The following is a 25,795-nucleotide window of genomic DNA, read 5'->3' as shown; positions in this document are numbered from 1 at the left end:
TTTTATTTCAAATACGCTGAAAGTAAATGGAGAAAATTGCTTGTCTTTTTCATAAAAATTTACACATTTTTTCAAACAATTTTTAAGGTAGTTATTTTACTTTTTAAATAAATAATAACCCTGTTCTTTATTCTCCCAAGTTACAAGTTGTTTATAGAGCTGTGTTTGTTTAAAATCTTCCTTGGTATAAGCTAATCTAAAATTACCTTCTAATTGCCCTGGAAATAAATTCTTAGCATTATAGTTACCAAAAACGTGCATTAATCCTAGATTAATCACTACCATCAAATCATGTCCACAACATACTTGCCATTCATCATGATGTCTTGCTTTTAATTTTTTTACCTCTTTACTTATTAAACTACTCTCCGTTTCTTTTGCTTTTTTACTTCCAAAAAGAACGTAATCTATAAGTCTTGATAAATCCACTTCCAAGGTTTTAGTATCTATAAACTTTTCAAATTCCAGATTAGAAAAACGAAGGCCTAGTTGTTCCTTTAACGAATACCATCTTAAATAACCAATAAGTGCTACCTGTTTTATAAGGTAATCCCTAATAGGCATTTTAATGTGGGATTCGAATTTCATATATTTTTCTTTATCTCCATATTCGATACATATATTTTCAAAAGCATTAGACTTAATAAGCATACATTCTAAATCATGTCCATCTGTAACAAATACGTTAGGTATCACTTCTAACTCTGGCTCTAAACCATCGAAATCTCTATCTGTAATTCCTAAAATACCCAAAGCCTTTTCCTCATTAAATACTTTAATACATGCCTCTACATTTTGTTTACTATCTGCTATAATCACTTCACAACAGCTAGGATCAATAAACTTACTATATAGTCTAAAGTCTGTAATTCCTTCCACTACCAAAAAGCTTTTATCTTTTTTCCCACTTCGTAGCATCTTAAGCTTAGTCACTAATCTGGTTGCACTCATATACTGCTTCATCAGCATTCCTCCAAACCAGTTGTTAAGTCCCATCTTCCATTAATGATATCTGGTGAATGTGTAGCAATAATTAATTTCACCTCCGTTAAAGCTGCAATAGCTTCCATATCTTCAAGGAAGCTCTGTTGCCATGCAATATGCAAAGAAATCTCTGGTTCATCTATTAAGATAAGTGCGTTAGCAGGTGATTTAAATAAGAGTTTAAAAAGCAAAATCAGTTCATTTTGCTCTCCTGAAGAAAGTTTATCTGCTCGTAATTTTTCCTTCGTAGGTACTTTAAATACAAAACCATCCTTCATATTGACTTCCATGACTTTATAAGAAAAGCGCTTATTAATTAAAGTAGCTAATAAATTAATTTTAGTTGCCAAACTTTCAAAAGCTCTTAACTTTTCATGACTATCTTCAATATATAAAGTTAACACTTTAAGAATTTTTTCATCTACTTGTGAAAGTTCTTCTGGTAAAGCTACTGGAACATTAGAAAAAAGCCCTGCACTTTCTAAAATGGTTCGTTTTTTCTCTAATTCTTGTAACTGCTCCCTTATCTCTTCTATACTTAGGTAAGATGCTTCTGTATCATTAAGGCGCTTAATCAGACGATTAGGAAAACTTCTATCTAACTCCTGTCCACAATAATTGGACTGTGCTAAAGCTTCTCTCATTAATTCACTTAATTCTTTAGCATACTCTAATACAGTGGGTAAAAACATGTGGGCAGCATCTGTATATTCCTTTTTCTCTAGCCATAGACGATCTGCATTAATTAAATAAATGGGCATTTCTTTAGTAATGCTTTTTAAACGATTTAAAATAGAAGCACTTAATTCAGCATTTTTGTCTAGACCTACTTGATAGGTCTCTTCAAATTGACCACTGATAAAATGATAGTACATTTCATTATTTCCCTTATAGACTTCCACTGTAATAGCTGGATCACAAACAATCATAAAACGTTTAAAGGGAATCTGCTGCAGTTCATCAATATAACCTTCTAAAATAGCTCTAATTAACTTCAAAATTGTTGTCTTACCATATCCATTAGGGGCATGAATAATTTTGAGACATTCCTCCTTATCAAAAGCAATGTCATAGTTATGAAGCCCATACAAATCTGTTACTTTAATATTTGTAATCAACATGCTACTCCCTCCCTATTATATGATAAGTCTATTATACCAATAAATGCTAAAAAAATCCTACTTTATCAAAATATTTAACCAACAATTGAGCAATAAAAGAGCTCGTAAGTCAACAAATTTACTGTTGCTTACAAGCTCTTTATTTTAACTATTTCTTTTCAAAAATCAAAGTGCTACCATCCATATCCATATGTAATTGATTCTCTACAATTGAACATTCTATAGATTCACCGTCAATAGTAGCTGTAATTTTCCCCTCTGCTTCTTGCCAAGTACCTTCTGATGATTCCCCCATAAAGACTCCTGTAAAAGTACCGTCTTGTTTAAACTCAAAGCTCATATCTAATTCTAACCCTAAACTCTCTTTTAAAGCAGCAGTGTCAACTTTAACGCCTTCACTTTCTCCACCTGCTAGACTCCAATTTCCTATAACCGCACTTTTTCCGCATCCTGATAAACACAATACCATCATAACGGATAAAATGCTCATGAGTACCATTGATTTTACTTGTTTCATTTTGATTCTCCCCTTTATTAATTTATTAACAATTACAGCAAAACTGATTATATATAATATATTATTTTTTGTCAATATTATATATATTCAGTTTTTATTACAAGTCCCAAATAAAAAGGAGTTAAGCCACCGCTTAACTCCTTTTCCGATTAAAAAAACTTAGGGCATTTTCATCCTCTACAAGCATTGATTCTTCGTAGACAGTTAAAAAAAGTTAGGGAATAATAGCTTTAAAAACACATTCATTTTTGGTATTTTTCAAAAAAAGATTACCCGACTTTTTTTAAGATGGGGCTTTTAGCAGCTCCTAAAGGAGTTGCAGAAAAGGTAGAAAGGTTTTTAGGTTTAAAGCTCCCAAATCCCAAAAAAACAAAAGGTTTAAGGTCTTTGAGGTCTATTAAAACCTCTTAACCTTAAACCTTTCTTGCAATGCTAACTGCATTGCTACTTCCTTATAATAGAAAGAGTTTTTTTAATCTAGAACGAGTTTTTTATGGTTGTACATAGTAGTTCACTATCGTTCACAAGGAAGGTTTGAGGTTTCATTCATTACTTTAGAGAGAGACAGTTCTAAACTATTCTGACAATATAATTGACAAGAATTGCTCAAAATCGGAGTTCATCATATCCCTAAATCTTTCACCATAGCCATCATTTTACTTTTTATAATTTACCCTTCACTTTTCAATATATCTTTTTTTCGTATTAGCTTATTTCCGTCTACAAACTCTTCTACTAAATGTACGTTTTTCATCCCAGCCCAAATTTCTGGCATGATATGTTCTACAACAATGATTTGAAACTCTTCCCTGTATCTTTCATTTATCCTATCAATATAATCATTCAATAATTGCATTACTATTTTTATCCTTTGACGGTCATTTAGTTTCTCTACGGCATTATCATAATATGGTCTACTTGGTTGGTCTAATATTAAGTAACTTGCAACATAAGGTACCTTTTGATTAATCATTACTTGGTGCAATCCTAACATTAAGCATAAATGCAAAAATAAGCTATTTGAACTACTACCTGCTACTTTTATTATCTCTGTTGTATTTGGCTTTTGCAACTCTAATTTTTTCTTGTTGTAATTAAATACCGGTAAAAAACCTTTATATGTATCCATCGCATCTTTACATTCAATCAGTAATTCATTAATGAAATCTTCCAGCAATCTAATGATTGCCTTTTTATGTTCACCTTTATCCTCTGCCATCTTATGGAGTTGCTTCAAATTTTCTTTACACTCTTCTATCTTGTCTGTATAATCATCTTGCTCAACTGGAGTATCATATAGATGTAATTTGTTTTTTATCTCACCTAAAAACATATATTTTTCAGCTTGAGTGACCAATTGGCGCTCTTCATATACTGCTTTTATCCCTTTTAAAGTATGTAATTCTTTTTCTAATGCAATAAGCTTTTTATTTAAAGTATAGTTACTAGATGGCTTATTGGTTAGAGCTTTTTTTATTTCACATAATTCATCTTCTAATGTCTTAAGTATCTTGGATATTGCAGGATTTTCTATATCATCAGGAATATATTTTTTTATAGTTTTTAAAGGTTTTAAACTATCCTCATTTAAAGACAATATTTCCCTGTATTCTTTATATGCTTTGAAAAATCTCCTTATATTCACTATCTGTTGCTTTAATTGTCGTTCTTTCTTATCTATTTCTTCGAGATATGCATCATCTGTATTCTCATTATATTTCTTTGTGCTAATATATTCTTTTATTTGCTCCAAAGACTCCAGATATGTTTTACTATTTTTTTCTATAATTCCATAGGCACGTGCTTGTTCAATTATCTCTATCCTTTCCTGTTCAAATAAGTCTTTAGATTTTATAGATACTTCTTGTTTTTTTTCATATCGAATCAGTTCTTGTTCCAATTCTTTTATTTTTTCTGTAATTAGTATATCCTCCGGATTACTAATTCCTATTGCTATATCAAATACCCTATTTAAGGCTTCTTGATATTTTACTAATGTTTGTTTATCAAAAAAGACATCAGTATTTGTGATAGTGTTTTCATCTTGAGAATTAAACAACATGAAGTACCTCAAAGATATCTTGTTACCCATTTTAATTTTATTTCCGTTATAAGGAATTACTATTTTTTCGTCTATTTTAAATTCCTCATTGAGTACTTCCTTAATCTCTTTTTCACCATTATTTGAAGTAATTGTTTCTGGTACTTCTCCTACTGTTGAAAAATAGTATTCATTTTTAGGTTTATTTTCTCCCTCTAAAGCTTTCCGAGCTAATGTATATAGCTTATCATTGATACCAAATCTAACCCCATACCACTCTATATTTTCATTTATTATTGTCTGTGGTATTTTAATATCTCCACTATCACTATTCCCAGAAGCAAAAAAACAGTAATCAATAATTGCTAAAATAGTAGATTTCCCTGTTTCACATCCTCCAGTAATAACATTTACTTTATTGGGTTCAAATTTAAGCTCTCTAACATTTCCATTTTTCATCCATAACAGTAATTTATCATAATAGAATTTCATAGTATCACCCTTAACTGTAGATATAATTTTTCTATATCTTCTCTTAATAATGTAGCTATTTTAGGAGCACACTTTACAATTTTATCTGCTCTTGCTCCTACTCCTAACATTCTAAACTCTTTCTCCGTAATAACTATCCCTTGTTCTATAATAGTTATTACACCCATCGTTTCTAATAGAAGCAATGCATTACACATAAGAGGTAAAAAATTAGTATACTGATTATTAAAATTAGTTAAAAGTTCTCCCTTTTTTATCATCAACTCTTCTAATCCTCTAATTTTATGTTTTCCATTAAAAACAGCAATCAACTTATTATTAAATACCAGCGGTGGTATTAGGGCCACTTTGCTATAATTTAAATATCCAAACTCCTTTAATACTGAATAAATCGCAATAGCACATATAGCTTCGTTATTATAAACATAACTTAGCTCTCTTGTACTCATATATATTTCTCCTTCCACTTATACTGCCATCCTATTTTTTCATTATCTGATAAGTAATAAAATAATCCATTACTTTCATTATATTTCAGCTCATCATGATTAATTTTTAATTCTTGTTCTCTCAATTCATCTATACATTGTTGTGCTGCTCTTATTAACTCTTCATTAGTTGTAGCATTCTTACTCTTCTTATGAACTTTTCTATGTTTATTTTTCCACATAAAAATGGCTTGTTCGTCTAACTCTTTCCAATCAGATTCTGTAATGTAGCCTTCCTCTATCCATTTACTAAGCAAATTGAAAATCTCTATTTTACAAGTAGTAAACTCAAGCATTAAATCTTCATCTCCATCTCCTATATCTTCAATTTCTAACAGTTCTTTTATAAACTCTTGTTCATTTAATTTATCTGGTAGCTTTGTAATGCTTCTTATTCTTGGTAAATCTGTACTTCTTGCTTTATTTAATATAGCTCTAAGTTTTTTATCTACATCTTCAAATCTAATTAGTAACTTGTCTTTGTTTTTAACCTTGTTAAACTTCCACAGTTCAAATGTACCAATAATCTCATTCAAGGCACTATCGACTTTTCTTACATCAATATTTTTACCTAACACTCTATTTTTAAGTTTTTGAGGCATTTCATCAAATTCAAATTTAAAATCTACTTGCATAATAAATTTCTCTAATAAAGTATTCTCTAAATTCAATAGCTCTTGCATATATTTTCGTAATTTTATCGAACCTTCTTTTGTTCCTTTACAGGTCTCTTTTAAGGCTTGCACATACTTTTTAAACTCCTCTATGTTTATCTTTTTTATATTTAGCTGTTCTATCTGTTCAACAAATGCATTCTCGCCCTTGGTCTTATTCGTAACAAGTATAAACCTTGTTTTATTAATAAATTCAAGTTGTTCCTCTTTGTTAGCACTTACTTCTCCAATAACTACTACCCAATTATAAAATGTCTTCCATAAATCACTATCTTTTTGAGTAAGACTATCTATCTCTCCGCTTTCTTTCGCTGTTAACGAGTGCTTTAATTGCATATATATATTTTCCCCATTTGGCAGTTCCAAGTGCACATCATCTTTCACCTCATAGCCTAATACTTGTCCTGGTTCTAATGCAATTAAATTATATATAAAGTATAAAAACTGATAGTCAAAACCAATAGTCTTCTTATCTGCTGCAGTAAGCTCTTGATGTTTGGTTATCATATCTCCTCCTCCTTCTCTAAACCCTATTCATTACTCAAATAAATACAACCCTTCTATTTAATAATACGATTACCTTACCGTGGTTATCTGAAACAATTTCTTTCTATAACCTTGTTTTATAAACCAACTTCTATAATTATTTCTATTGGGCAGTACCCAATTTACATTTAATCAGCTGGAATATATCATTCTCTTTACTACTATGAATTGCATAATGACAATTAGGACATATAGGTATTAAATCCTTTATAGGGTCTACCTCATACTCATCATCTATCTCTGCTAAAGGTTTAATATGATGTACATGTATCTTGTCCTTAAACTCTTCTCCATAGAAATCTTCGAAACAAAACCCACATACTTGGCATTTTACTTTACCATTGTCCTTTGTTTTATAATGAGCAATACATTTTTCACGTGCTATCGAGTTTCTTTCATAAGCATTTACTACTATCTGTGTTTTCGCCCCCTCTTTTAATCCTTTAGATTCCATAAGTGAAATTTCTTCTGGTATATCCGGTCTTTTCTTTTCTTCAATAAGTTCTATTATTTTCTCCAAGTAGCTAATATCAATAATTTTCTTTGCCTGGCTAAATCCCTGTACGCTATCATCAATGGCTTGTATTTCACTTAATGTGATTGGCTTAAATACCTGAATAGTATCTTTATCAAATTTCCAAGCTCCGTAATACTCCCCATCTATAGGGGTATCATATTTCTCTGTATCATATAATACTGCTGATGCAACAATATGATTTTTATATTGAAAAAGAAAAAGAACATTCTTTTCTGCCTTAATACCTACCTTACGATAATGATAAGTACCATCTTGATGATTTATTAAATCACCCATAAAGTAAGTATCTTGAAGTCCTTCTATATCTATATAATCAAATTCCTCCTGGCTCATTGGAAGTATTCTTATCTCTTCTATTAACTCAAGTTCCTTGTTTATACTTGTTACAGGATTATATCCATAGTCTTTAAGTCTATTCATACAAGTTTGTCTTATTGTTTCATCAAATAAACATCTATATTTATCTCTACACACTAATGCTTCTACGGATAAATCCAATCGCTTATACTCCCATAAAGTTGTAAATCCATCAGTAGCTTTGGGCTGATTTACTAACTTTATAGCTGTTTTATAGCCACCTTGTTCACTAAGCATTCTTTTAAAGTGTGATGCCTTATAACCCAGTTGCTTATCTGCCTCTGAATATATATTTACCATATCTTTATGAAACTCTTTTTCCAATTTCTCTAACATGACTTCCCCCCTGATTATGTATCTTAATTCTTACTATTACTTGTGTCTTTTAAAAAAATATAGTTACATTGTTTTTCTTCCTACAGATTGATATAATTCTTGTTTAATCATTTCCTTAAACTTTTCAATCTCGCTATTATCTTCTATATTATGAAGTGCCATAGGCATACATCCAACGTCATCCCTATCTATAAAACCCACGTAGTCTGTTTCAAAATTATTGTCACTTCTGCTACCCTTACAATTTTCAATAGATATAACTATATAGATAGGAACATTAATATTAATAGTCCTATATAATCGAACTGTTTCTACTATTACCTTTTCTATCTCTTCATAAATGCTAACAATAGGAATTGATGAGATACTATCATGCTTTCTTTCTTTAATACCTATATATCTTTCAACAATCCCACTCTTAAAGATTTGAAGATATTTGTCATCATCATAACTTTTAAATGCCATCCCATCGACATTTGGCATTGATACTCCACTGCTACAACAATTAAAAACAAATCCCAACTTGATACTACCACTTGAAAACACATCATAAGGATTAAACAAAAAAGAATTATCTAATGCAGTCTCTGGAATAGTATGTACTAATGCAAATTTAGAATATTTAATGGTAGAAGCAATACCATCCTTGTTATTACACATATTAATTCGTTTATATCTAAACTGTTCTATCTGTTCGGATAACATCAATGATTGATTAAACATTCTTTTTACCTCATCATATCTCATATCTGTTTTTGAATTTCCTCTTCTAACCAAAAACCTATAACTACCTTCTTTACCAGAGACATACGGACCACAATATCCTTTGGTTATATAAACAATAACTATATATTTTTCTTCTATATTAATAAACTTAATTTGGCACATGGGTGACATAGGTATTATTTGATTAATAATATTTCTTAAGCTAAGTTCAAATCTGTCTGTATTATTTCCTTGGATATTGATTCCTGTTATTTGAATAGGAATTCCCTTCTTTTCTTCTATTCCAAAAATCAGGTATCCCCCGTTAGCATTGGCAAAACTACAGATGTCATTTTTAAATTCTTCTTTCTTCTTATCTCTTTCATTTTTATCTCTGCACTCTAAAAACGAAAAATCTACTTTATAATCCACCTTATCACTTTCTCTATAATTTATATCTCCTATTATTATTTGAATATCCTCTTTTTCCCATTGCATATACATTTTATTATTTAATATCATATACCCACCTAATACTTTTATTTGTTAACTTTACCTCACAAAATGCATTCTATAAATATATTTTACTATATTATTCTGATTTTTTCTACAAACATTAAAAAACGACTATTTAATCATATTAAAAATAGTCGTTTAATATCTCTTCTATTAATTTCTTTACTTCTTTTGTTTTTTTACCATTAAATCCAGCTTTTTGTTCCACTTTATATGGCGTTATTTTATAATCTGTTTTTAACAACTCTTCTATGGCCCATTTGATTTTTCTAATTCGATACTCTTCCAACGGCTCTATATTAGCCTGAATATATTCATATACTTGCTTAAACTTCTCATTTTTAAGCTTTAAAGTTATTCCTGCTTCTCTTTTAATTGCTGAATAAGTAATACGAATAGGTTTTCCATCATACTTCCTTATAATAGAAGAGTTTTTTTAATCTGGAACGAGTTTTTTATGGTTGTACAACTCTGTACCGCTCAAAAAACTCTTTCCCACTTCACCCCTCACAAACCCACATTTTTCGTTCCATGCTAAAAAAACTCGATACCAATTCTGCTCTTTTTCCTCTCTTTTTTTCTCTTAAAAATATGAAAATCGGGTACAACTTTATTTTCGTTAAAACAAAGTCATGCCCGATTTCCTCTTTTTATTCTCTTATTTTTTCTCTTTTTTCCTCTGCTGCTCTTTCCTTTTTTTCTTTGATGTATAAGGGATTTTAGGGATTCGTACTCTTCCGTTTCGTTGGGCGACTCTAGCGAGTCGCCAACTTCACTTTTTCTTTTCTGATGGAAAGACTTTCTTTTACGAGGAAAGAGTTTGTTTTAGTTAAACAACTCCTTAAGAACAATTAAAATTCTGCTTGACCTGTCGTTCTTGGGAATGGGATAACGTCTCTAATATTAGTCATTCCTGTTAAATACATAATTAAACGTTCAAACCCTAAACCAAATCCTGCATGACGTGTACCACCAAATCTTCTTAAATCTAAGTACCACCAGTAATCTTCTTCTTTAAGACCAAGCTCTGCCATACGCTCTAAAAGAACCTCTAATCTTTCTTCCCTTTGGCTACCACCAATAAGTTCCCCAATACCTGGTACTAAAAGATCCATAGCCGCTACAGTTTTACCATCTTCATTCATTCTCATATAGAATGCTTTAATTTCTTTTGGATAGTTAGTAACAAATACTGGCTTTTTAAAGTGTTCTTCTGTTAAATAACGTTCATGTTCTGTTTGAAGATCACATCCCCAATAAACTGGATATTCGAATTTTTTACCACATTTTTCTAAAATTTGAACAGCTTCTGTATAGGTTACACGTCCAAAGTCAGCTGATGCTACGCCTTGAAGTCTTTCTAAAATACCTTTGTCAACAAATTGATTAAAGAACGCCATTTCCTCTTTTGCATTTTCAAGTACATAGTTAATAACAAATTTCACCATATCTTCTGCTAAACGCATATCGTCTTCAAGATCTGCAAAAGCAATTTCTGGTTCAATCATCCAAAACTCTGCAGCATGTCTTGGTGTATTAGATTTTTCTGCTCTAAAAGTTGGCCCAAAAGTATAAACATCTCTAAAAGCCATAGCAAATGTCTCTGCGGAAAGCTGACCTGATACTGTAAGACTAGCCATTTTACCAAAGAAATCTTCTTTGAAATCTACTTCACCATTTTCTGTTTTAGGAGGATGCACTGGATCTAAAGTTGTTACTCTAAACATTTCTCCAGCACCTTCACAGTCACTTGCTGTAATCAGTGGTGTATGTGCATATACAAAGCTTCTTTCTTGGAAAAACTTATGAATAGCATAAGCTGCTAAAGAACGTACTCTAAAAACAGCACCAAAGGTATTAGTACGTGGTCTAAGATAAGCAATTTGTCTCAGGTACTCAAAAGAATGTCTTTTCTTTTGAAGTGGATATTCAGGTGGGCATTCACCTTCTATTACTATCTGTGTTGCTTTTAACTCAAAGGGTTGCTTTTGGTTAGGTGTCATCACAAGATCACCTGTAACGATAATGGCTGCTCCTACTCCTAGTTTAGCCACTTCTTTAAAGTTTTCCAGTGTGTCCTCGAATACAATTTGAAGTGATTTAAAGAAAGTTCCGTCATTCACCTCGATAAACCCAAAAGTTTTTGAGTCTCTTACAGTTCTTACCCAGCCTGCTACTGTTAAGTTGGTTGGTTGTACCTCACTAGTACGCTGATACAGTGTTCTGATAGATGTTGTTTGCATGATGCTATGCCTCCTTATTTTAAACTCTTCTACTCTAATCACATAGTAAGCCTATGGCTTTACTCCAAAACTATGTGTATGGATATAACAAAAAAGCTTCGCCCCTCTCCAAAGGGACGAAGCTTGTACTCCGCGTTACCACCCTAGTTAATTACCAAAAGGTAATTCACCTCAAAAAGATATATCGGTCTTTACCCGGCTAAGCCTACTCATTGCCCGTAGCATTTTCGATTAGCAACTCCAAGAGGTTCTTCACGCATTAGATTCTACTAGCTTCCACCTACCGCTAGCTCTCTGAAAGTCATCTTAATGGCTACTCTTCTTTTCATCGTTATAACTATTTAACTGCTTAACATTATATGAAGTTTCTAGTTATTTGTCAAGTTCTACCTTTTATAAAAACCATGTTTAAAATTTTCCCATATCAGAGATATAATAATGACCGATGATCTATTCAATCGCCCTTTTGACATTGTCTTGTTATTTCATACATACAAATGCTTGTTGCTATCGCTGCGTTTAAAGATTCAGCTGCTCCTGGCATAGGAATAATCACTGTATGATCACTTGCTTCTTTTACACGTTCAGAAACGCCATTACCTTCATTGCCAATAATGATTGCTACCTTTTCCTCAAAGGTAACATCATAAATAGGTTTTGCACCAGGTATGAGCGCTGTTGTATATAAAGTAACACCTTTTTGTTTTAAGAAATCCATATAAGTATCTATCTCTTCTTCTATTACAATAGGTACATGAAATAATGAACTCATTGTAGATCGTACTACTTTGGGACTATAAAGGTCTACAGAACCTTTGGTAATGAATACCCCTTTAAAATCAAAGGCATGTGCTGTTCTAATAATGGTTCCTAAATTTCCTGGATCTTGTAAATTTTCTAGTACTAAATAATGGCCTGCTTCAATATTGAAGTGTACTAAATCATAGGTTGGCATATAAGCAACTGCCATAGCACCTTGAGGAGATTGGGTATCACTTATACTTTTATAAATCTCTTTAGACACCTCTAGCCTTTCCTCTGCCTTTACTGCTCCTAATTCTTTTTCATCTACTTCAGACGTTGTAATAAGATATTTGATTTTAACATGACTAGGAATTTCTTTTACCCCACGTATACCTTCAATAACAAATAAACCTTCTGACTTACGTGCGCTTTTCTTTTTTTGTAATTCCTTTATGTTTTTAATCACATTATTTTGAGGACTTGTTATTTGCTTTTTATTCATGCCTTTTGGTTTCCAATTCTTGAATAGATTTATTATTACCTACTACTACCAATAAATCATTTTCTTCTAAAATATAGTCTGGTCCAGGTGTTACATTAATATCTCCACCTCTTTCAACTGCAATAATATTAATGCCATATTTAGCGCGGATATTAATCTCTTTAATACTGCGACTTCTCCATTGTGGTAAAATAGAGATTTCCATTATACTATAATCACGTGAAAGCTGAATATAATCAATAATATTACCAGCTATAAGATTGGTGGCAATACGTTTACCCATATCTCTCTCAGGCAAAATAATACGATCTGCTCCTATTTTCTCTAGTACTCTTTGATGAATTTCCGTACTTGCTTTAGCCACAACATAAGGAATACCCATTTCTTTTAAAAGCAAAGTAGTCATTATACTAGATTGCATATCTTTACCAATGGCTACAATAGCCACATCGAAATTACGAATGCCTAATGAACGTAGGGTATCAATGTCTGTCACCTCTGCTTGTACTGCTTGCGTCACTACAGGTGAAATATCTTGCACCCTTTCTTCACATTTATCTACACCCATTACTTCGTAGCCTGCATCTGCCAATGTAGTCGCTAGACTACTTCCAAATCGTCCTAATCCAAAGACCACAAATTGTTTTGCTTTCACAATAATCCTCCTCTATTATCCAACCATAACCTTTTCTTCTGGATATTGAATGTTTCCTTTATTTTTACTTTGTCTTACCATAAGGGCCATAGCCATTGTAATAGGTCCTAATCTTCCAATAAACATAACGATAATAATCGTAATCTTTCCTGTTATACTTAATAATGGCGTAATTCCTAAAGTCGTACCAACAGTAGCAAAAGCTGATATGGTTTCAAAAAGAATTTCCATAAATGTAAAGTCTTCTGATAAACTTAATACGCCTACAACAGTAAATACAACCATAACAGAAATCATAATAATTGTTAATGCACGTGTAATAATTTGAAGAGGTATTCTTCTTTTAAAAACAGTTGTTTGTTCATTACCTCTGATGGTTGAAATGGCACATAACATCAGTACCCCTACAGTAACTGTTTTGATCCCACCTGCTGTACCAGCAGGTGAACCACCAATAAACATGAGCAATATTGTCACTAGTTTTGAAGTGTCTGTTAAACTAGCCAAATCCACCGTATTAAAACCAGCTGTACGTGGTGAAACAGATTGGAACATAGCCGCATATACCTTTTCTTTAAAAGTTAAAGGCCCTAAGGTTCCTGGATTTTTATATTCTAAAACAAATATCACAATAAATCCAATCAAAAGTAAGCTTATCGTTAAAATCCATACTAATCTAGTATGCACAGACATTTTGTTAAACGCTTGTTTCCACTTAAAATGCTTAGGCGCTTTTAATTTTCCTCGAATCATTTTATACGTATCAATCCATACACTAAATCCAAGTCCACCTACTACAATCAGTGACATAATAACTAAATTAACTATACTATTTCCCACATAAGGCGTTAAACTCCTGGTTCCTATTAAGTCAAAGCCGGCATTACAAAAAGCGGAAATTGAATGGAAAATAGAATAAATAATACCTTTTATAAAACCATAGTCAGGAATAAATGCAAAGCATAATAAAAATGCACCTATTCCTTCTACCAGCAATGTTCCTTTTACAATATGCGTAGTAAAGCGAACAATCCCTGCAGTTGTATTGAAATTAAGTGCTTCTTGCATAATAAGCCTATTTTTAAGGGTAATCCTTTTTCCTAAAACAATAAATAACATACTTACTAAGGTCATAAAACCTAGTCCACCAATCTGAATACAAAATAAAATAACCGTTTTCCCAAAGCTACTCCAATGCATCGACGTATTCACTACTGTTAAACCCGTTACACACACCGCTGAGGTAGTGGTAAACAAAGCATCAATCAAAGACGTTGCTTCACCATTTGCCGCACTAATAGGTAATGACAATAGCAAAGTACCTAAAAGAATAACGATCAAAAAACCACCTACCAAAATCTGAGCTGGATGAAGATTCTGTCTTTGTATAAAGCCTCGCTTTACCTTAATAAACCCTGGTGCCTCACTCTGTTTCATGTCTTTCTCTCCTTAAATAGCAAATGAACTTTTTACTTATTTTATACTATATTTCTAAAAATATCTACCTTGACTTCATTTTAATTAAATCTTTGCCTAAGATCTACTAAAAGCAGCAAGGGACTATCTTATAGATAGCCCCCTGATTCATTATGCTTTATGTACTACGCCATTATAGATATAGCCATTTCTGCTATCTACAGTAATAACAGTAGCATTTTTAAGTCCTTCTATAATCCCATTAGCCCCAATAATAACAGGAATATCTAAAGTTCTCCCAACAATTACGGCATGATTATTTTCTTCAAGTGCACTTTCTTCTATAACAATAGCACTTGCTTTTTTCATATAAGGTAAATATTCGTTGCTCGTTTTATGAGCTACTAAAATATCTCCTTGTTTAAAATATTGATCAGCTTCGTCTAATACTTTAATCACACTAGCGCGTCCAGTAATAGACTTATTGCCGAAACCCATTCCTTTAGTAAGTACGTTTCCCACGTATTGTACCTTCATAATATTACTTGTACCTTCTGCACCTAATGGCACACCTGCCGATAAAACCACTACATCACCTTGCTCAGCAAGTTTAAGCTCTTCTATTTTTTGAACTGCTAATGCAAAAGTTTCATCCGTAGAAGCACCTTCTTTAGGTGAAATGAGTACAGGTGTACAACCCCAAACTAAGTTAAGCTGTCTAAGTACTCTTTGATTATTGGTACAACCTACAATACGACAGTTAGGTTTAAATTTAGAAATAGAACGTGCTGTATAACCGGATTTCGTAATACTAATAATACATGCTGCATCTAATTCTCTAGCAGCATTACAAGTTGCATGGCTTACTGCATTAGTCATGCTAATACCGTAGTTTTTACTCACTAAAGTTTCCTGTGCTTGTTTCGCTACAACAGCTTCTGCTGTCATAGCAATCTTAGCCATCGTTTGAATAGCCTCTAAAGGATAATCACCTTTAGCTGTTTCTCCTGAAAGCATAATCGCACTTGTACCATCAAAAATAGCATTAGCTACGTCGGTTGTTTCTGCTCTTGTAGGTCTAGGATTACGAATCATAGAATCTAGCATTTGTGTTGCTGTAATAACAGGTTTACCTGCTTTATTTGCTTTTTTAATGAGTTCTTTTTGCACGATAGGTACTTCTTCTGTAGGAATTTCTACACCTAAGTCACCTCTAGCAACCATGATTGCATCTGCTACTTCGATGATTTCATCGATGTTATTGACACCATCTCGATTTTCAATTTTAGCAATAATTTGAATATCACTTCCGCCTGCTTCTTCTAGCACTTGACGAATTTTAATAATATCAGCAGCACAACGGATAAAAGAGGCAGCAATATAGTCAAAGCCTGCTTTTGGTGCAAACTCTACGTCTGCAATATCTTTTTCTGTAAGTGCAGGTAAATTAACAAATACATCAGGGATATTAACCCCTTTTCTTGAACCTAATACACCACCATTAACGACACTACATTCAATGTCAGTATCCGTCAAATTTTTGACACGGAGTTCAATGAGACCATCGTCAATTAAAATACGACTACCTCTTTTTAAATCAAAAGGCAAATTTTTATAAGTCACACTTACACGCTTGCCGTCACCTTCAATTTCCTCTGTTGTTAAAGTAAAACTATCTCCAATGTTTAGCTTGTGGTCTAAGTCATCTTTCATGACACCAGTTCTAATCTCTGGTCCTTTAGTATCTAGAATAAGAGGAATAGGTTTTCCAAGCTCTTCTCTTACTTTAATAACACGTTTAACGGTTTCTCCATGAATTTTATGATCATCATGTGAAAAATTGATACGAATCGCATCAGCACCTGTTTCGATGATTTTTCTTATATTGTCTACGTCTCTGGTCTTAGGTCCTAATGTACAAATAATTTTAGTTTTGCGCATTGCTGCCCCCCCTGGTTTATCCATCATTAATGTAGTTAAAAGCTATCCTTTTTTACAACTATACAAGTAATTCGCTTACTTTATACATATATTCGTCAATATTTTTCTTCATTGCAAGTGCTTCATTAATGTCATAATCCACATATTCACCTTTTACATAAGCAACTACTCGTTTTGCTTTACCTTCGCAAAGTAAATCTACTGCTTTAGCACCCATCATAGAAGCATGTACACGGTCTACTGCTGTTGGTGAACCACCTCTTTGAAGATGCCCTAAAATGGTTGCACGTGTTTCGATACCTGTTACCTGCTCTACTTTCTTAGCAAGTGCTTCAGAGCCGCCTACACCTTCAGCTACAATAATTAAGCAGTTCTTTTTGCCATGGTGTTTATTTTCAAGAATTTGTTTGATAATTTGTTCATCTGTTAAACGTTCTTTTTCTGGAAGAAGTACCATTTCAGCACCAGAACTAATACCACACCATAAAGCAATATAACCTGCATTTCTTCCCATTACTTCTACAATAGAACATCTTTGATGTGAAGTTGAAGTATCACGAATTTTATTAATAGCATCCATTGCTGTATTAACAGCTGTATCAAATCCAATAGTATATTCTGTACAAGCAATATCAAGGTCAATTGTTCCTGGAATACCGATTGTGTTGATTCCTAAATTAGCAAGCTTTTCTGCCCCTTGGAAAGAACCATCTCCACCAATAACAACAAGACCGTCAATACCAAATACTTTACACATTTCAGCACCACGTGCTTGACCTTCAGGTTTGACAAATTCTAGACAACGTGCTGTTTGTAGAATTGTACCACCACGTTGTACAATATCAGATACACTTCTTGGTGTTAATTCTACTACATCTCCTGCTAGTAACCCATTATAGCCTTTATTAATACCCATCACCTTAATACCACGTGCACATGCTACGCGTACTACTGAACGAATGGCAGCATTCATTCCTGGTGCATCACCGCCGCTTGTTAACACGCCGATTGTGTTAATTTTTTTACTCATAAAATAACCCCCTTATGGTTGTTTTAATTTTCACTTTTTCCTTGTATGTAACCGGTTGATTATTACAAAGAAATAAGACTTGTTTTCAAAGCTACTAACCTTTTTTATTTTACTTAAAACATGTTTAAATAGCAATACCTTATCCTTAATTCTTAATAGTCACACGCTCTTTTCCTAATAAATTTGTTATTTTTTTTACAAACTCGTCACAAATTTGTACATTATACTTAGATGGAAAAGCTTTTTGTGCACCATCCTCGCTATTTTGAACGATAATTTTAGTTTTTCCCTTATAATTTTGGAATATGTGCAGTAATTCCTCTCTCACTTCTTTTGTTCTTTGGTCTGCATCAAGTTCTAAAAGGACGTAAGACTCCTCTTCCTTAGGCTTAGTGAGTATTTCTAAAGTAGTCATCTCTTCTGCTAATATAACCGCACTCGTTTCTTCCTTTATAGAAATACGTCCTTTTATGACAAATACACTGTCCTCTGGAAAAGTAGTAAACTGTTCGAAAGAATTAGGAAAGACTACTATTTCCATAACTCCTCTAGTATCCTCTAAAGTTAAAAAAGCCATTTTTTTATTTTGTTTTGTAAAGATCACTTTTTTCTCTATAAGAATACCACCTACTACTACACGTTTACCATCATAAATTTGTTCTTCTTTTGTTTCTTCTTCCTCACTTGGGGGTGCTAACTGATCACTGGTTAAAGTAATATAACGTTCTAAGCTGCCTCTTACCTTATCTAAAGGATGCCCACTGAGATAGATTCCCATGACTTCCTTTTCATAATTTAATAGCTCTTTACTATCAAATTCAGGAATGTCCGGTAAATGATCCTTATCTTCTACAACTTCCTCGCTGCCCAAACCAAATAAGTCTATTTGTCCCTGAATATTGTTTTTACGATTCAAGTTAATACCATTGGCAATTTGCTTATAAACAGCCATATATTGACTACGTCTACCTCCTAAATGATCAAAGGCACCAGCTAAGATAAGACTTTCAATACTTCGTTTATTAGTATCCTTACTTTCCATGCGATTATAAAAATCTGTCAAGCTTTTGAATCGGCCATTTCGCTGCCTTTCTTCTACAATGCGGTCAATCACATTTTTGCCTACATTTTTAATAGCAGCTAGTCCATAAATAATCTTGTCACCATTGGCATCAAAATAAGCATGTCCCTCATTAATATCTGGTGATAGTACCTCAATACCCATTCGCTTACAAGTCTCCATGTAACCAGTAATCTTGGTGGTTACATCCATAACCGATGTCATAAGCGCTGCCATAAATTCAACTTTATAATAAGTTTTCAAATACGCTGTTTGATAAGCAACTACAGCATACGCCGCTGCATGTGATTTATTAAAAGCATACTTAGCAAAGTCTACCATTTCGTCAAAAATCTTATTACCAATCTCTGCTGGAATATTATTTTTGACACAACCTGGTACACTATCGCCATCACCATATAAGAAAATTTCACGTTCTTTATTCATCACATCAATTTTCTTTTTACCCATAGCACGTCTTAAAAGGTCACTTCGTCCTAGGCTATACCCCGCCAAATCACGCACGATTTGCATAACCTGTTCTTGGTACACAATACAACCATAAGTGTTTTCTAGAATAGGCTCTAAAGCGGGGTGGGTATAGGTAATGCTATTAGCATCTCTCTTACCTTGTACATATTTAGGAATAAAATCCATAGGTCCTGGACGATACAGAGAAACTCCAGCAATAATATCTTCTAAACAAGTAGGTGCCAGTTCCTTCATGAAGTTCTTCATACCAGCACTTTCTAACTGGAAAATACCTTCTGTATTTCCCGAAGCAATCAGTTCATAAACCTTTGGATCATGATCATCTATTTTTTCAATATCAATATCTATGTCGTGATTCTTTTTCACTAACTTAACAGCATTATCAATAACTGTTAAAGTACGAAGACCTAAAAAGTCCATTTTTAAAAGTCCTAATTCTTCTAGTGTCGTCATAGGATACTGAGTTGTTACAACACCTTCGCTGGCATTAAGTGGTACATACTCTACAACAGGTTTATTGGAGATAACTACTCCTGCTGCATGCATAGAAGAATGGCGTGGAAGCCCTTCTAACTTCATAGATGTATCTAATAAATATTTAATTTGCTCATTGGTATTATATAGCTCTCTTAGCTCATCATTCATATTCAAAGCTTTTTTAATGGTAATCTTAAGCTCATTAGGAATCATCTTAGCTACTTTATCCACATCTGCATAAGGCATATTAATGGCACGACCTACATCTCTAATAACAGCTCTTGCTGCCAAAGTTCCGAAGGTGACAATTTGTGCTACTCTGTCTGCACCATACTTACGAATAACATACTCTATGACCTCTTGTCTTCTTTCATAACAGAAGTCAATATCAATATCGGGCATACTGACACGTTCTGGATTAAGAAAACGTTCAAAAAGCAATTGATATTTAATGGGGTCGATATTGGTAATCTCTAAGGTATAAGCTACAATACTACCAGCTGCTGACCCTCTTCCTGGCCCTACTGGAATATCATGGTCTTTTGCGTATTTAATGAAATCTCCAACGATAAGGAAATAATCGACAAAGCCCATTTGAATAATAATGCCCAACTCATATTCTAATCGTTCCTCAAGTTCTGGGGTAATGGTTTCATAACGTTTTTTAAGACCCTCATAACAACGTTCTCTTAAAAATGTTTCTGCCGTCTTCCCCTCTGGTACATCAAACTTTGGTAATTTCAGTTCATGGAAGGTAAAGTCCACATGACAACGCTGTGCTATCTTATTGGTATTTTCTAAAGCTTCCTCTGCATAAGGAAAAAGCATAGCCATTTCACTCGGACTTTTCAGATAAAACTGTCCACCTTCGTAAACCATACGATCTTCATCTTCCATGGTCTTCCCTGTTTGGATACAAAGAAGCACTTCATGTGGATTAGCATCTTCATCCTTAATATAATGTACATCATTAGTAGCTACAATAGGTATTCCTGTTTCTTCAGCCAAACGAAGTGTAAGCTGATTAACTTTTTGTTGATCCTTAATCCCATGGTCTTGTATTTCTAAAAAGAAGTTACCTTTTCCCATAATTTCTTCTAAGGTAAGAGCTGCTGCTTTAGCTTCTTGATAGTTATCATTTAATAATCTTCTACTCACTGGTCCTGCAAGACAGGCCCCCAAAGCAATAAGCCCTTCATGATGCTCACGAAGAAGCTCTATATCTATACGAGGTCTTCTGTAAAAACCTTCTATAAAACCACTAGAAACCATTTTTATGAGGTTTTGATAGCCTTTATTATTCTCGGCTAGTAAAACCAAATGATAAGATCTAGCATCTACTGGCTCTTTATCAAAACGAGTACGTGCAGCTAAGTAGACTTCACATCCAATAATAGGGTTAATGTCTCTTTGTTTCGCTGCTTTGTAAAAATCTATTGCACCAAACATCACACCATGATCTGTAATCGCAATACTGTCCATTCCCAATTCTTTTACACGATCCAGTAAATCATTAATTTTAGCTGAACCATCTAATAAACTATATTCAGTATGCACATGGAGATGGGTAAAATTAGTTATCATCACCTACTTAACTCCTTTCTCTTTTCTGTCCTCATTATAACATAGATGTAAATGGCAATATAGCTCTAAAAAGCAAGAAAGAGGTAGGTTATAAAACCTACTCCGTTTTATAACCTACCCCGCTATTATATCGCTATTTAGTTTTATAAACCTAAAGATAATGAAGAATGAAAAATCAATAATGAATAATGGTTAATTAAAACATTTCCCTATTCTTGTTCTTTATTATTTAGTGCTCTTTTGGCTATAAATTCTTCACTCTTCATTCTTAATTCTTCATTGGTTTTCTATAAGTAATCGATTAACACCTGCTAATTTCACACATACACAGAAGAGCTCCATAGCTTTTTGCAATTCTTCTACTGTAGGATAAGTTGGTGCAATACGAATATTTCTATCTTGTGGATCATTTTGATAAGGGAAAGTTGCACCTGCACCTGTTAATACAACACCTGCTTCTTTTGCAAGTCTAACGGTTTCTTTTGCACAACCTGGCAAAGTATCTACAGCTACGAAATAACCACCTTGTGGTTTAGTCCAGCTTAAAAGTCCTGTACCTGCTAATTCCTGTTCTAATGTATTTAAAACAATCTCAAATTTGGGTCTTAACTCATTACCTAACTTCTTCATATGCACACGAATACCATCTGCATTTTTAAAATAGTTAACGGTACGAAGTTGATTGAGTTTATCATGACCAATAGTTTGAATACTCATATGTTTTTTGATTTCTGCAATATTACTTAAGCTAGATGCTATTAAAGCCACACCTGCACCTGGGAAGGTGATTTTGGAAGTAGAGAAGAAATAATAAACGCGATTCTCATTACCCGCTGCATGAGCTGCTTCAAAAATATCTTTAAGTTTAACTTCATCATAAATATGATGAACACCGTAAGCATTATCCCAAAAGATTCTAAAATCTTTTGCTGCTGTCTGCATACTTGCCAAACGATCTACTACTTCATCACTGTAACAAATACCTTGTGGATTAGAGTAAAGAGGCACGCACCAAATACCTTTAATACTTGCATCTTCTTTTACAAGTGATTCTATATAATCCATATCTGGACCATCTTCATGCATAGGTACTGTAATCATTTCTATACCTAGATCTTCACAAATAGCAAAATGTCTATCATAACCTGGACTTGGACAAAGGAATTTAACCTTGTCTAATTTACACCATGGCAGTTCTCCTTCTGTACCAAATAAAAAGAGACGTGTCATCGCATCATACATTAAGTTAAGGCTTGAATTTCCTCCAATAATCATATTGGCTGGTGCAATATTAAGAAGCTCTGAAAATAGTTTTTTAGCTTCACTTAAGCCATCTAACACACCGTAGTTTCGTGCATCAGTGCCATCTTCTGTTATATAAGTTTCTAATGTAGACAAAATATCATTATTAAGGTCTAATTGTGTACTAGCTGGTTTCCCTCTAGACATGTCTAACTTTAATTTTTGTCCCACATAATCTGCATATTTTTTCTCAAGTAATTGCTTCTCTTCCATTAATTGTTCTATTGAACACTGTGTAAAATCTAACAAATTAATATCCCCCTTATCTCAGGCTATTGATGATGATTTATTTCTAATAATATAATACACTGTTTTGAAATTTTTGCAAGTCAATACTAAAATTCTTGCAAACTTTTTTTATAGATTTGTTTGTTTTATATATTTTTTATATATAATCTTCTTATTTAAACGACATTTTGCCATTTTTAATATTATAGATGGCTTATTTCATTTTTATAAATGAAGGAGTCTTACTATTTTAATTCAAAAAAATGGTATTATCATACACAATTTACAAACTTATAGTCTTCTATCCCTTTATGCTCATAAAAAAAGCAGAGCAGTATACTGCTCCACTTTTTCCTTTTATGATTAGTCTCTTAATTTAGCACCACAATTCATTTCTAGGCCATTAAGGACTTTTTTCATTACCTTTTGAATATCTTCATCTACTAAAGTACGGTCTTCTGCTCTAAAAGTAAGTTTAAATGCTACTGATTTATATCCTGCTTCAATTTGAGCGCCTTCATAAACATCGAAAAGCTCTACTGTTTCAAGTAATTTACCACTACGTTGTTTAATCACCTTTTCAAGTTCGCCCACTAATGTTTCCTTACTTACTAACATAGCAATATCTCTTGTTGTTGCTGGATATTTAGGAAGTGGTTTAAAAGTAACATTATGCTCTATGGCTTCTAACACTGTAGCAAGATCTAATTCTACCATATAAACTCTTGTATCTAAATTATAGTTTTTAGCTACCTGTGGATGTACTTCTCCAAAGAAACCAGCATTTTTACCATTAATTAAAAGAGTCGCTGTACGACCTGGATGCATGTAATCTAATTCGCTATTTCTAATCACTTCGATATTCTCAATATGAAGCTGTCCCATTAAGGTTTCAATCATACCTTTGATAGAGAAGAAATCTGTATTTTTACCATAAGCTCCCACTGTTAGTTTCTTAATTTCTGCTGGTAATAAGTTTTCACCTTGTCTTTTAACATCTGTAATCACTTCTTCTGTAACAGGTTGTTTCACATAGATTTTACCAATTTCATAAAGAGCAGCTTCTTCTACTCTTCTATTAAAGTTAGTAGAAAGAGAAGTTAAAATACCATTTAAGCTGGTTGTTCTCATAATACTAAAGTCTTCTCCAAGTGGATTCGTAATCTTCATCGCATCTCTTAATGGACTATTTGCTTTAATACAAAGTTTATCAAATACTTTTGGACTTTCAAAAGAATAAGTTAAAGCACCATAAATGCCATAACTACTCATGACGCTTCTAATTTGATCATATGTGATTTGTTCAAAGGTTTTTGCCCCTCTGGTAGGTTCTGCTTTTTCAAGTGTTGGTTTAATTTTGTCATAACCATATAATCTTGCTACTTCTTCTGCTAAGTCTGCCATCATAGTTACATCACTTCTAAAAGTAGGAATAGTGACTGTCTTAGCATCTTTATCTACAGCAAACTCAACTGACTCAAAATAAGCTATCATTTCATCTTCTGGGATTTCAGTACCTAAGAAATTATTGATCCATTCTACATCGTAAGGAATGGTTAGGACTTCTCTTTTTCTTGGATAAATATCAATTTTGCCACTTACCACTTCACCTGCACCAGTCATATTAATAAGCTGCGCCGCACGTTCAAGTGCAAGTGTAATATTATTTGGATCAAGTCCTTTTGTATATTTTACTGAAGAATCACTTCTTAGATTTAACTTCTTCGAAGTTTGACGTACGCTATAACCATTAAAGTTAGCACATTCAAAAAGAATGGTTGTTGTTTCTTCAGTTACTTTTGAGTTTTCTCCGCCCATAACACCAGCAATAGCTACTGCTTTTTCAGCATCTGCAATCACAAGCATACTTTCATCTAATGTTTTTTCTTCTTCAAATAGGGTAACAAATTTTTCGCCTGCTTTTGCATTACGAACATGAATTTCATGTCCTGCTAATTTATCATAGTCAAACGCATGCATGGGTTGACCAAATTCAAGAAGCATATAATTGGTAATATCAACAATATTATTAATTGGACGAAGACCTGCTGAAAGCAAACGGTCTTTTAACCATTTTGGTGATGGACCAACTTTTACATTTTTAATAATTCTCGCTGCATAACGAGGACATAAGTCTTCATTTTCAATAGCAATAGAAGCCATCTCAGCTGCATTACCACCTACTTCTTCCACTGTAATGCTTGGGAATTTAAAAGGTTTCTTAAAGGTAGCTGCTGCTTCTCTTGCAATCCCTAGAATACTAAAGCAATCTGCACGGTTTGATGTGATTTCATATTCTACGACTTGTTCACCAAGACCAAAGTGAGGTTTTACATCTGAACCTAGTTTAATATCATTATGGAAGATATATACTCCATTATGTGGTGCATCTTCAATATCTTCTTCACTAAAGCCAAGTTCCTCTACTGAACAAAACATTCCTTCTGAAAGTTCGCCTCTAAGCTTACCTGCTTTGATTTTAAGACCTCCTGCTAAAGTGGCTCCATCAAGAGAAACAGGTACTACATCACCTAAATTCACATTTGTTGCTGCAGTTACAATTTGAAGCGGCCTTTCACCTGCTACATCTACTTGCATAATACGGAGTTTATCTGCATTAGGATGAGGCTGAACATCAATAATTTTACCTGCCACTACCTTTGTAATTTCTTTACCGCTTTCTTCTACTGCTTCTACTTTTGAGCCTGACATTGTCATTGCGTCTTCAAAAGTTTTTATATCTACATCTATATCTACATATTGTTTAAGCCAGGACATAGGTACGTTCATTTGATTTTCTCCTTTC

18 protein-coding genes and 1 other annotated feature are annotated in these 25,795 nt (G+C 33.1%); all 18 genes read right to left on the bottom strand.

All coding sequences use genetic code 11. The features are described 5' to 3' along the window. Positions 1–96: 96 nt before the first annotated feature. Positions 97–963: a DUF4435 domain-containing protein gene (locus tag QTL86_RS04430; protein ID WP_410496629.1), complete on the bottom strand. Its 867-nt coding sequence runs from the start codon at positions 961–963 to the stop codon at positions 97–99. Then, entirely contained in the window at positions 963–2,105 is a 1,143-nt protein-coding gene (locus QTL86_RS04425) for an AAA family ATPase (protein ID WP_410496628.1), read from the bottom strand. The genes QTL86_RS04430 and QTL86_RS04425 overlap by 1 nt, the downstream gene beginning before the upstream one ends. 148 nt (positions 2,106–2,253) lie before the next feature. Then, complete coding sequence (locus QTL86_RS04420; protein WP_410496627.1) at positions 2,254–2,622, bottom strand: hypothetical protein; 369 nt, start codon at positions 2,620–2,622, stop codon at positions 2,254–2,256. 670 nt (positions 2,623–3,292) lie between these two features. Further along, entirely contained in the window at positions 3,293–5,122 is a 1,830-nt protein-coding gene (locus QTL86_RS04415; RefSeq protein WP_410496626.1) for a DUF3732 domain-containing protein, read from the bottom strand. 29 nt (positions 5,123–5,151) lie between these two features. Further along, the gene (locus QTL86_RS04410) at positions 5,152–5,604 is read right to left on the bottom strand and encodes a three component ABC system middle component (protein WP_410496624.1); all 453 of its coding nucleotides are present in this window, start codon (positions 5,602–5,604) and stop codon (positions 5,152–5,154) included. Further along, positions 5,601–6,824 carry a hypothetical protein gene (locus QTL86_RS04405; protein ID WP_410496623.1) on the bottom strand — a complete coding sequence of 408 codons (1,224 nt, stop codon included), beginning with the start codon at positions 6,822–6,824 and terminating at the stop codon, positions 5,601–5,603. Before QTL86_RS04405 ends, QTL86_RS04410 begins: the two co-directional genes overlap by 4 nt. A 142-nt stretch (positions 6,825–6,966) precedes the next feature. Further along, positions 6,967–8,094, bottom strand: a complete 1,128-nt coding sequence (locus QTL86_RS04400; protein ID WP_410496622.1) for an HNH endonuclease — start codon at positions 8,092–8,094, stop codon at positions 6,967–6,969. A gap of 63 nt (positions 8,095–8,157) precedes the next feature. After that, entirely contained in the window at positions 8,158–9,321 is a 1,164-nt protein-coding gene (locus QTL86_RS04395; RefSeq protein WP_410496621.1) for a helix-turn-helix domain-containing protein, read from the bottom strand. A gap of 118 nt (positions 9,322–9,439) precedes the next feature. Beyond that, the gene (locus QTL86_RS04390) at positions 9,440–9,604 is read right to left on the bottom strand and encodes a hypothetical protein (RefSeq protein ID WP_410496620.1); all 165 of its coding nucleotides are present in this window, start codon (positions 9,602–9,604) and stop codon (positions 9,440–9,442) included. Between the two features lie 562 nt (positions 9,605–10,166). Beyond that, positions 10,167–11,558 carry an asparagine--tRNA ligase gene (gene asnS / locus QTL86_RS04385; RefSeq protein ID WP_013657575.1) on the bottom strand — a complete coding sequence of 464 codons (1,392 nt, stop codon included), beginning with the start codon at positions 11,556–11,558 and terminating at the stop codon, positions 10,167–10,169. 109 nt (positions 11,559–11,667) lie between these two features. Next, positions 11,668–11,896 (bottom strand) — a binding site (T-box leader). Positions 11,897–12,012: 116 nt separating this feature from the next. Continuing rightward, positions 12,013–12,804 (bottom strand): TrmH family RNA methyltransferase, encoded by a 792-nt coding sequence (locus QTL86_RS04380; protein ID WP_127067040.1) that lies wholly within the window; start codon positions 12,802–12,804, stop codon positions 12,013–12,015. Then, positions 12,797–13,459: a potassium channel family protein gene (locus QTL86_RS04375; RefSeq protein WP_410496619.1), complete on the bottom strand. Its 663-nt coding sequence runs from the start codon at positions 13,457–13,459 to the stop codon at positions 12,797–12,799. The genes QTL86_RS04380 and QTL86_RS04375 overlap by 8 nt, the downstream gene beginning before the upstream one ends. A gap of 15 nt (positions 13,460–13,474) precedes the next feature. After that, entirely contained in the window at positions 13,475–14,896 is a 1,422-nt protein-coding gene (locus QTL86_RS04370) for a TrkH family potassium uptake protein (protein WP_410496618.1), read from the bottom strand. A 150-nt stretch (positions 14,897–15,046) separates the two neighbouring features. Beyond that, a complete protein-coding gene (gene pyk, locus QTL86_RS04365; protein WP_410496617.1) occupies positions 15,047–16,816 on the bottom strand; it encodes a pyruvate kinase in 1,770 nt (589 codons plus the stop codon). A gap of 58 nt (positions 16,817–16,874) precedes the next feature. After that, positions 16,875–17,846 carry a 6-phosphofructokinase gene (pfkA, locus tag QTL86_RS04360; protein WP_127067044.1) on the bottom strand — a complete coding sequence of 324 codons (972 nt, stop codon included), beginning with the start codon at positions 17,844–17,846 and terminating at the stop codon, positions 16,875–16,877. Positions 17,847–17,991: 145 nt separating this feature from the next. After that, positions 17,992–21,459, bottom strand: a complete 3,468-nt coding sequence (locus QTL86_RS04355; RefSeq protein WP_410497291.1) for a DNA polymerase III subunit alpha — start codon at positions 21,457–21,459, stop codon at positions 17,992–17,994. A 276-nt stretch (positions 21,460–21,735) separates the two neighbouring features. Continuing rightward, on the bottom strand, positions 21,736–22,974 hold the full coding sequence (locus QTL86_RS04350; protein ID WP_410497290.1) for an aminotransferase class I/II-fold pyridoxal phosphate-dependent enzyme: 1,239 nt from the start codon (positions 22,972–22,974) through the stop codon (positions 21,736–21,738). 378 nt (positions 22,975–23,352) lie between these two features. Beyond that, on the bottom strand, positions 23,353–25,779 hold the full coding sequence (pheT, locus tag QTL86_RS04345) for a phenylalanine--tRNA ligase subunit beta (protein ID WP_410496616.1): 2,427 nt from the start codon (positions 25,777–25,779) through the stop codon (positions 23,353–23,355). Positions 25,780–25,795 lie beyond the last annotated feature (16 nt).

It is taken from the genome of Cellulosilyticum sp. ST5, from assembly GCF_046529625.1.
GTDB lineage: Bacteria > Bacillota > Clostridia > Lachnospirales > Cellulosilyticaceae > Cellulosilyticum > Cellulosilyticum lentocellum.
The sequence above is the reverse complement of the archived record's forward strand: the minus strand, read 5'-3'. Positions and strand labels throughout refer to the sequence as shown.

What these genes read in the sequence shown, in the direction of transcription:
- QTL86_RS04430 (WP_410496629.1), bottom strand. Translation starts at nt 963, where the DNA reads ATGAAGCAGTATATGAGTGCAACCAGATTAGTGACTAAGCTTAAGATG.
- QTL86_RS04425 (WP_410496628.1), bottom strand. Translation starts at nt 2,105, where the DNA reads ATGTTGATTACAAATATTAAAGTAACAGATTTGTATGGGCTTCATAAC.
- QTL86_RS04420 (WP_410496627.1), bottom strand. Translation starts at nt 2,622, where the DNA reads ATGAAACAAGTAAAATCAATGGTACTCATGAGCATTTTATCCGTTATG.
- QTL86_RS04415 (WP_410496626.1), bottom strand. Translation starts at nt 5,122, where the DNA reads ATGAAAAATGGAAATGTTAGAGAGCTTAAATTTGAACCCAATAAAGTA.
- QTL86_RS04410 (WP_410496624.1), bottom strand. Translation starts at nt 5,604, where the DNA reads ATGAGTACAAGAGAGCTAAGTTATGTTTATAATAACGAAGCTATATGT.
- QTL86_RS04405 (WP_410496623.1), bottom strand. Translation starts at nt 6,824, where the DNA reads ATGATAACCAAACATCAAGAGCTTACTGCAGCAGATAAGAAGACTATT.
- QTL86_RS04400 (WP_410496622.1), bottom strand. Translation starts at nt 8,094, where the DNA reads ATGTTAGAGAAATTGGAAAAAGAGTTTCATAAAGATATGGTAAATATA.
- QTL86_RS04395 (WP_410496621.1), bottom strand. Translation starts at nt 9,321, where the DNA reads ATGATATTAAATAATAAAATGTATATGCAATGGGAAAAAGAGGATATT.
- asnS (WP_013657575.1), bottom strand. Translation starts at nt 11,558, where the DNA reads ATGCAAACAACATCTATCAGAACACTGTATCAGCGTACTAGTGAGGTA.
- QTL86_RS04380 (WP_127067040.1), bottom strand. Translation starts at nt 12,804, where the DNA reads ATGAATAAAAAGCAAATAACAAGTCCTCAAAATAATGTGATTAAAAAC.
- QTL86_RS04370 (WP_410496618.1), bottom strand. Translation starts at nt 14,896, where the DNA reads ATGAAACAGAGTGAGGCACCAGGGTTTATTAAGGTAAAGCGAGGCTTT.
- pyk (WP_410496617.1), bottom strand. Translation starts at nt 16,816, where the DNA reads ATGCGCAAAACTAAAATTATTTGTACATTAGGACCTAAGACCAGAGAC.
- pfkA (WP_127067044.1), bottom strand. Translation starts at nt 17,846, where the DNA reads ATGAGTAAAAAAATTAACACAATCGGCGTGTTAACAAGCGGCGGTGAT.
- QTL86_RS04355 (WP_410497291.1), bottom strand. Translation starts at nt 21,459, where the DNA reads ATGATAACTAATTTTACCCATCTCCATGTGCATACTGAATATAGTTTA.
- QTL86_RS04350 (WP_410497290.1), bottom strand. Translation starts at nt 22,974, where the DNA reads ATGGAAGAGAAGCAATTACTTGAGAAAAAATATGCAGATTATGTGGGA.
- pheT (WP_410496616.1), bottom strand. Translation starts at nt 25,779, where the DNA reads ATGAACGTACCTATGTCCTGGCTTAAACAATATGTAGATATAGATGTA.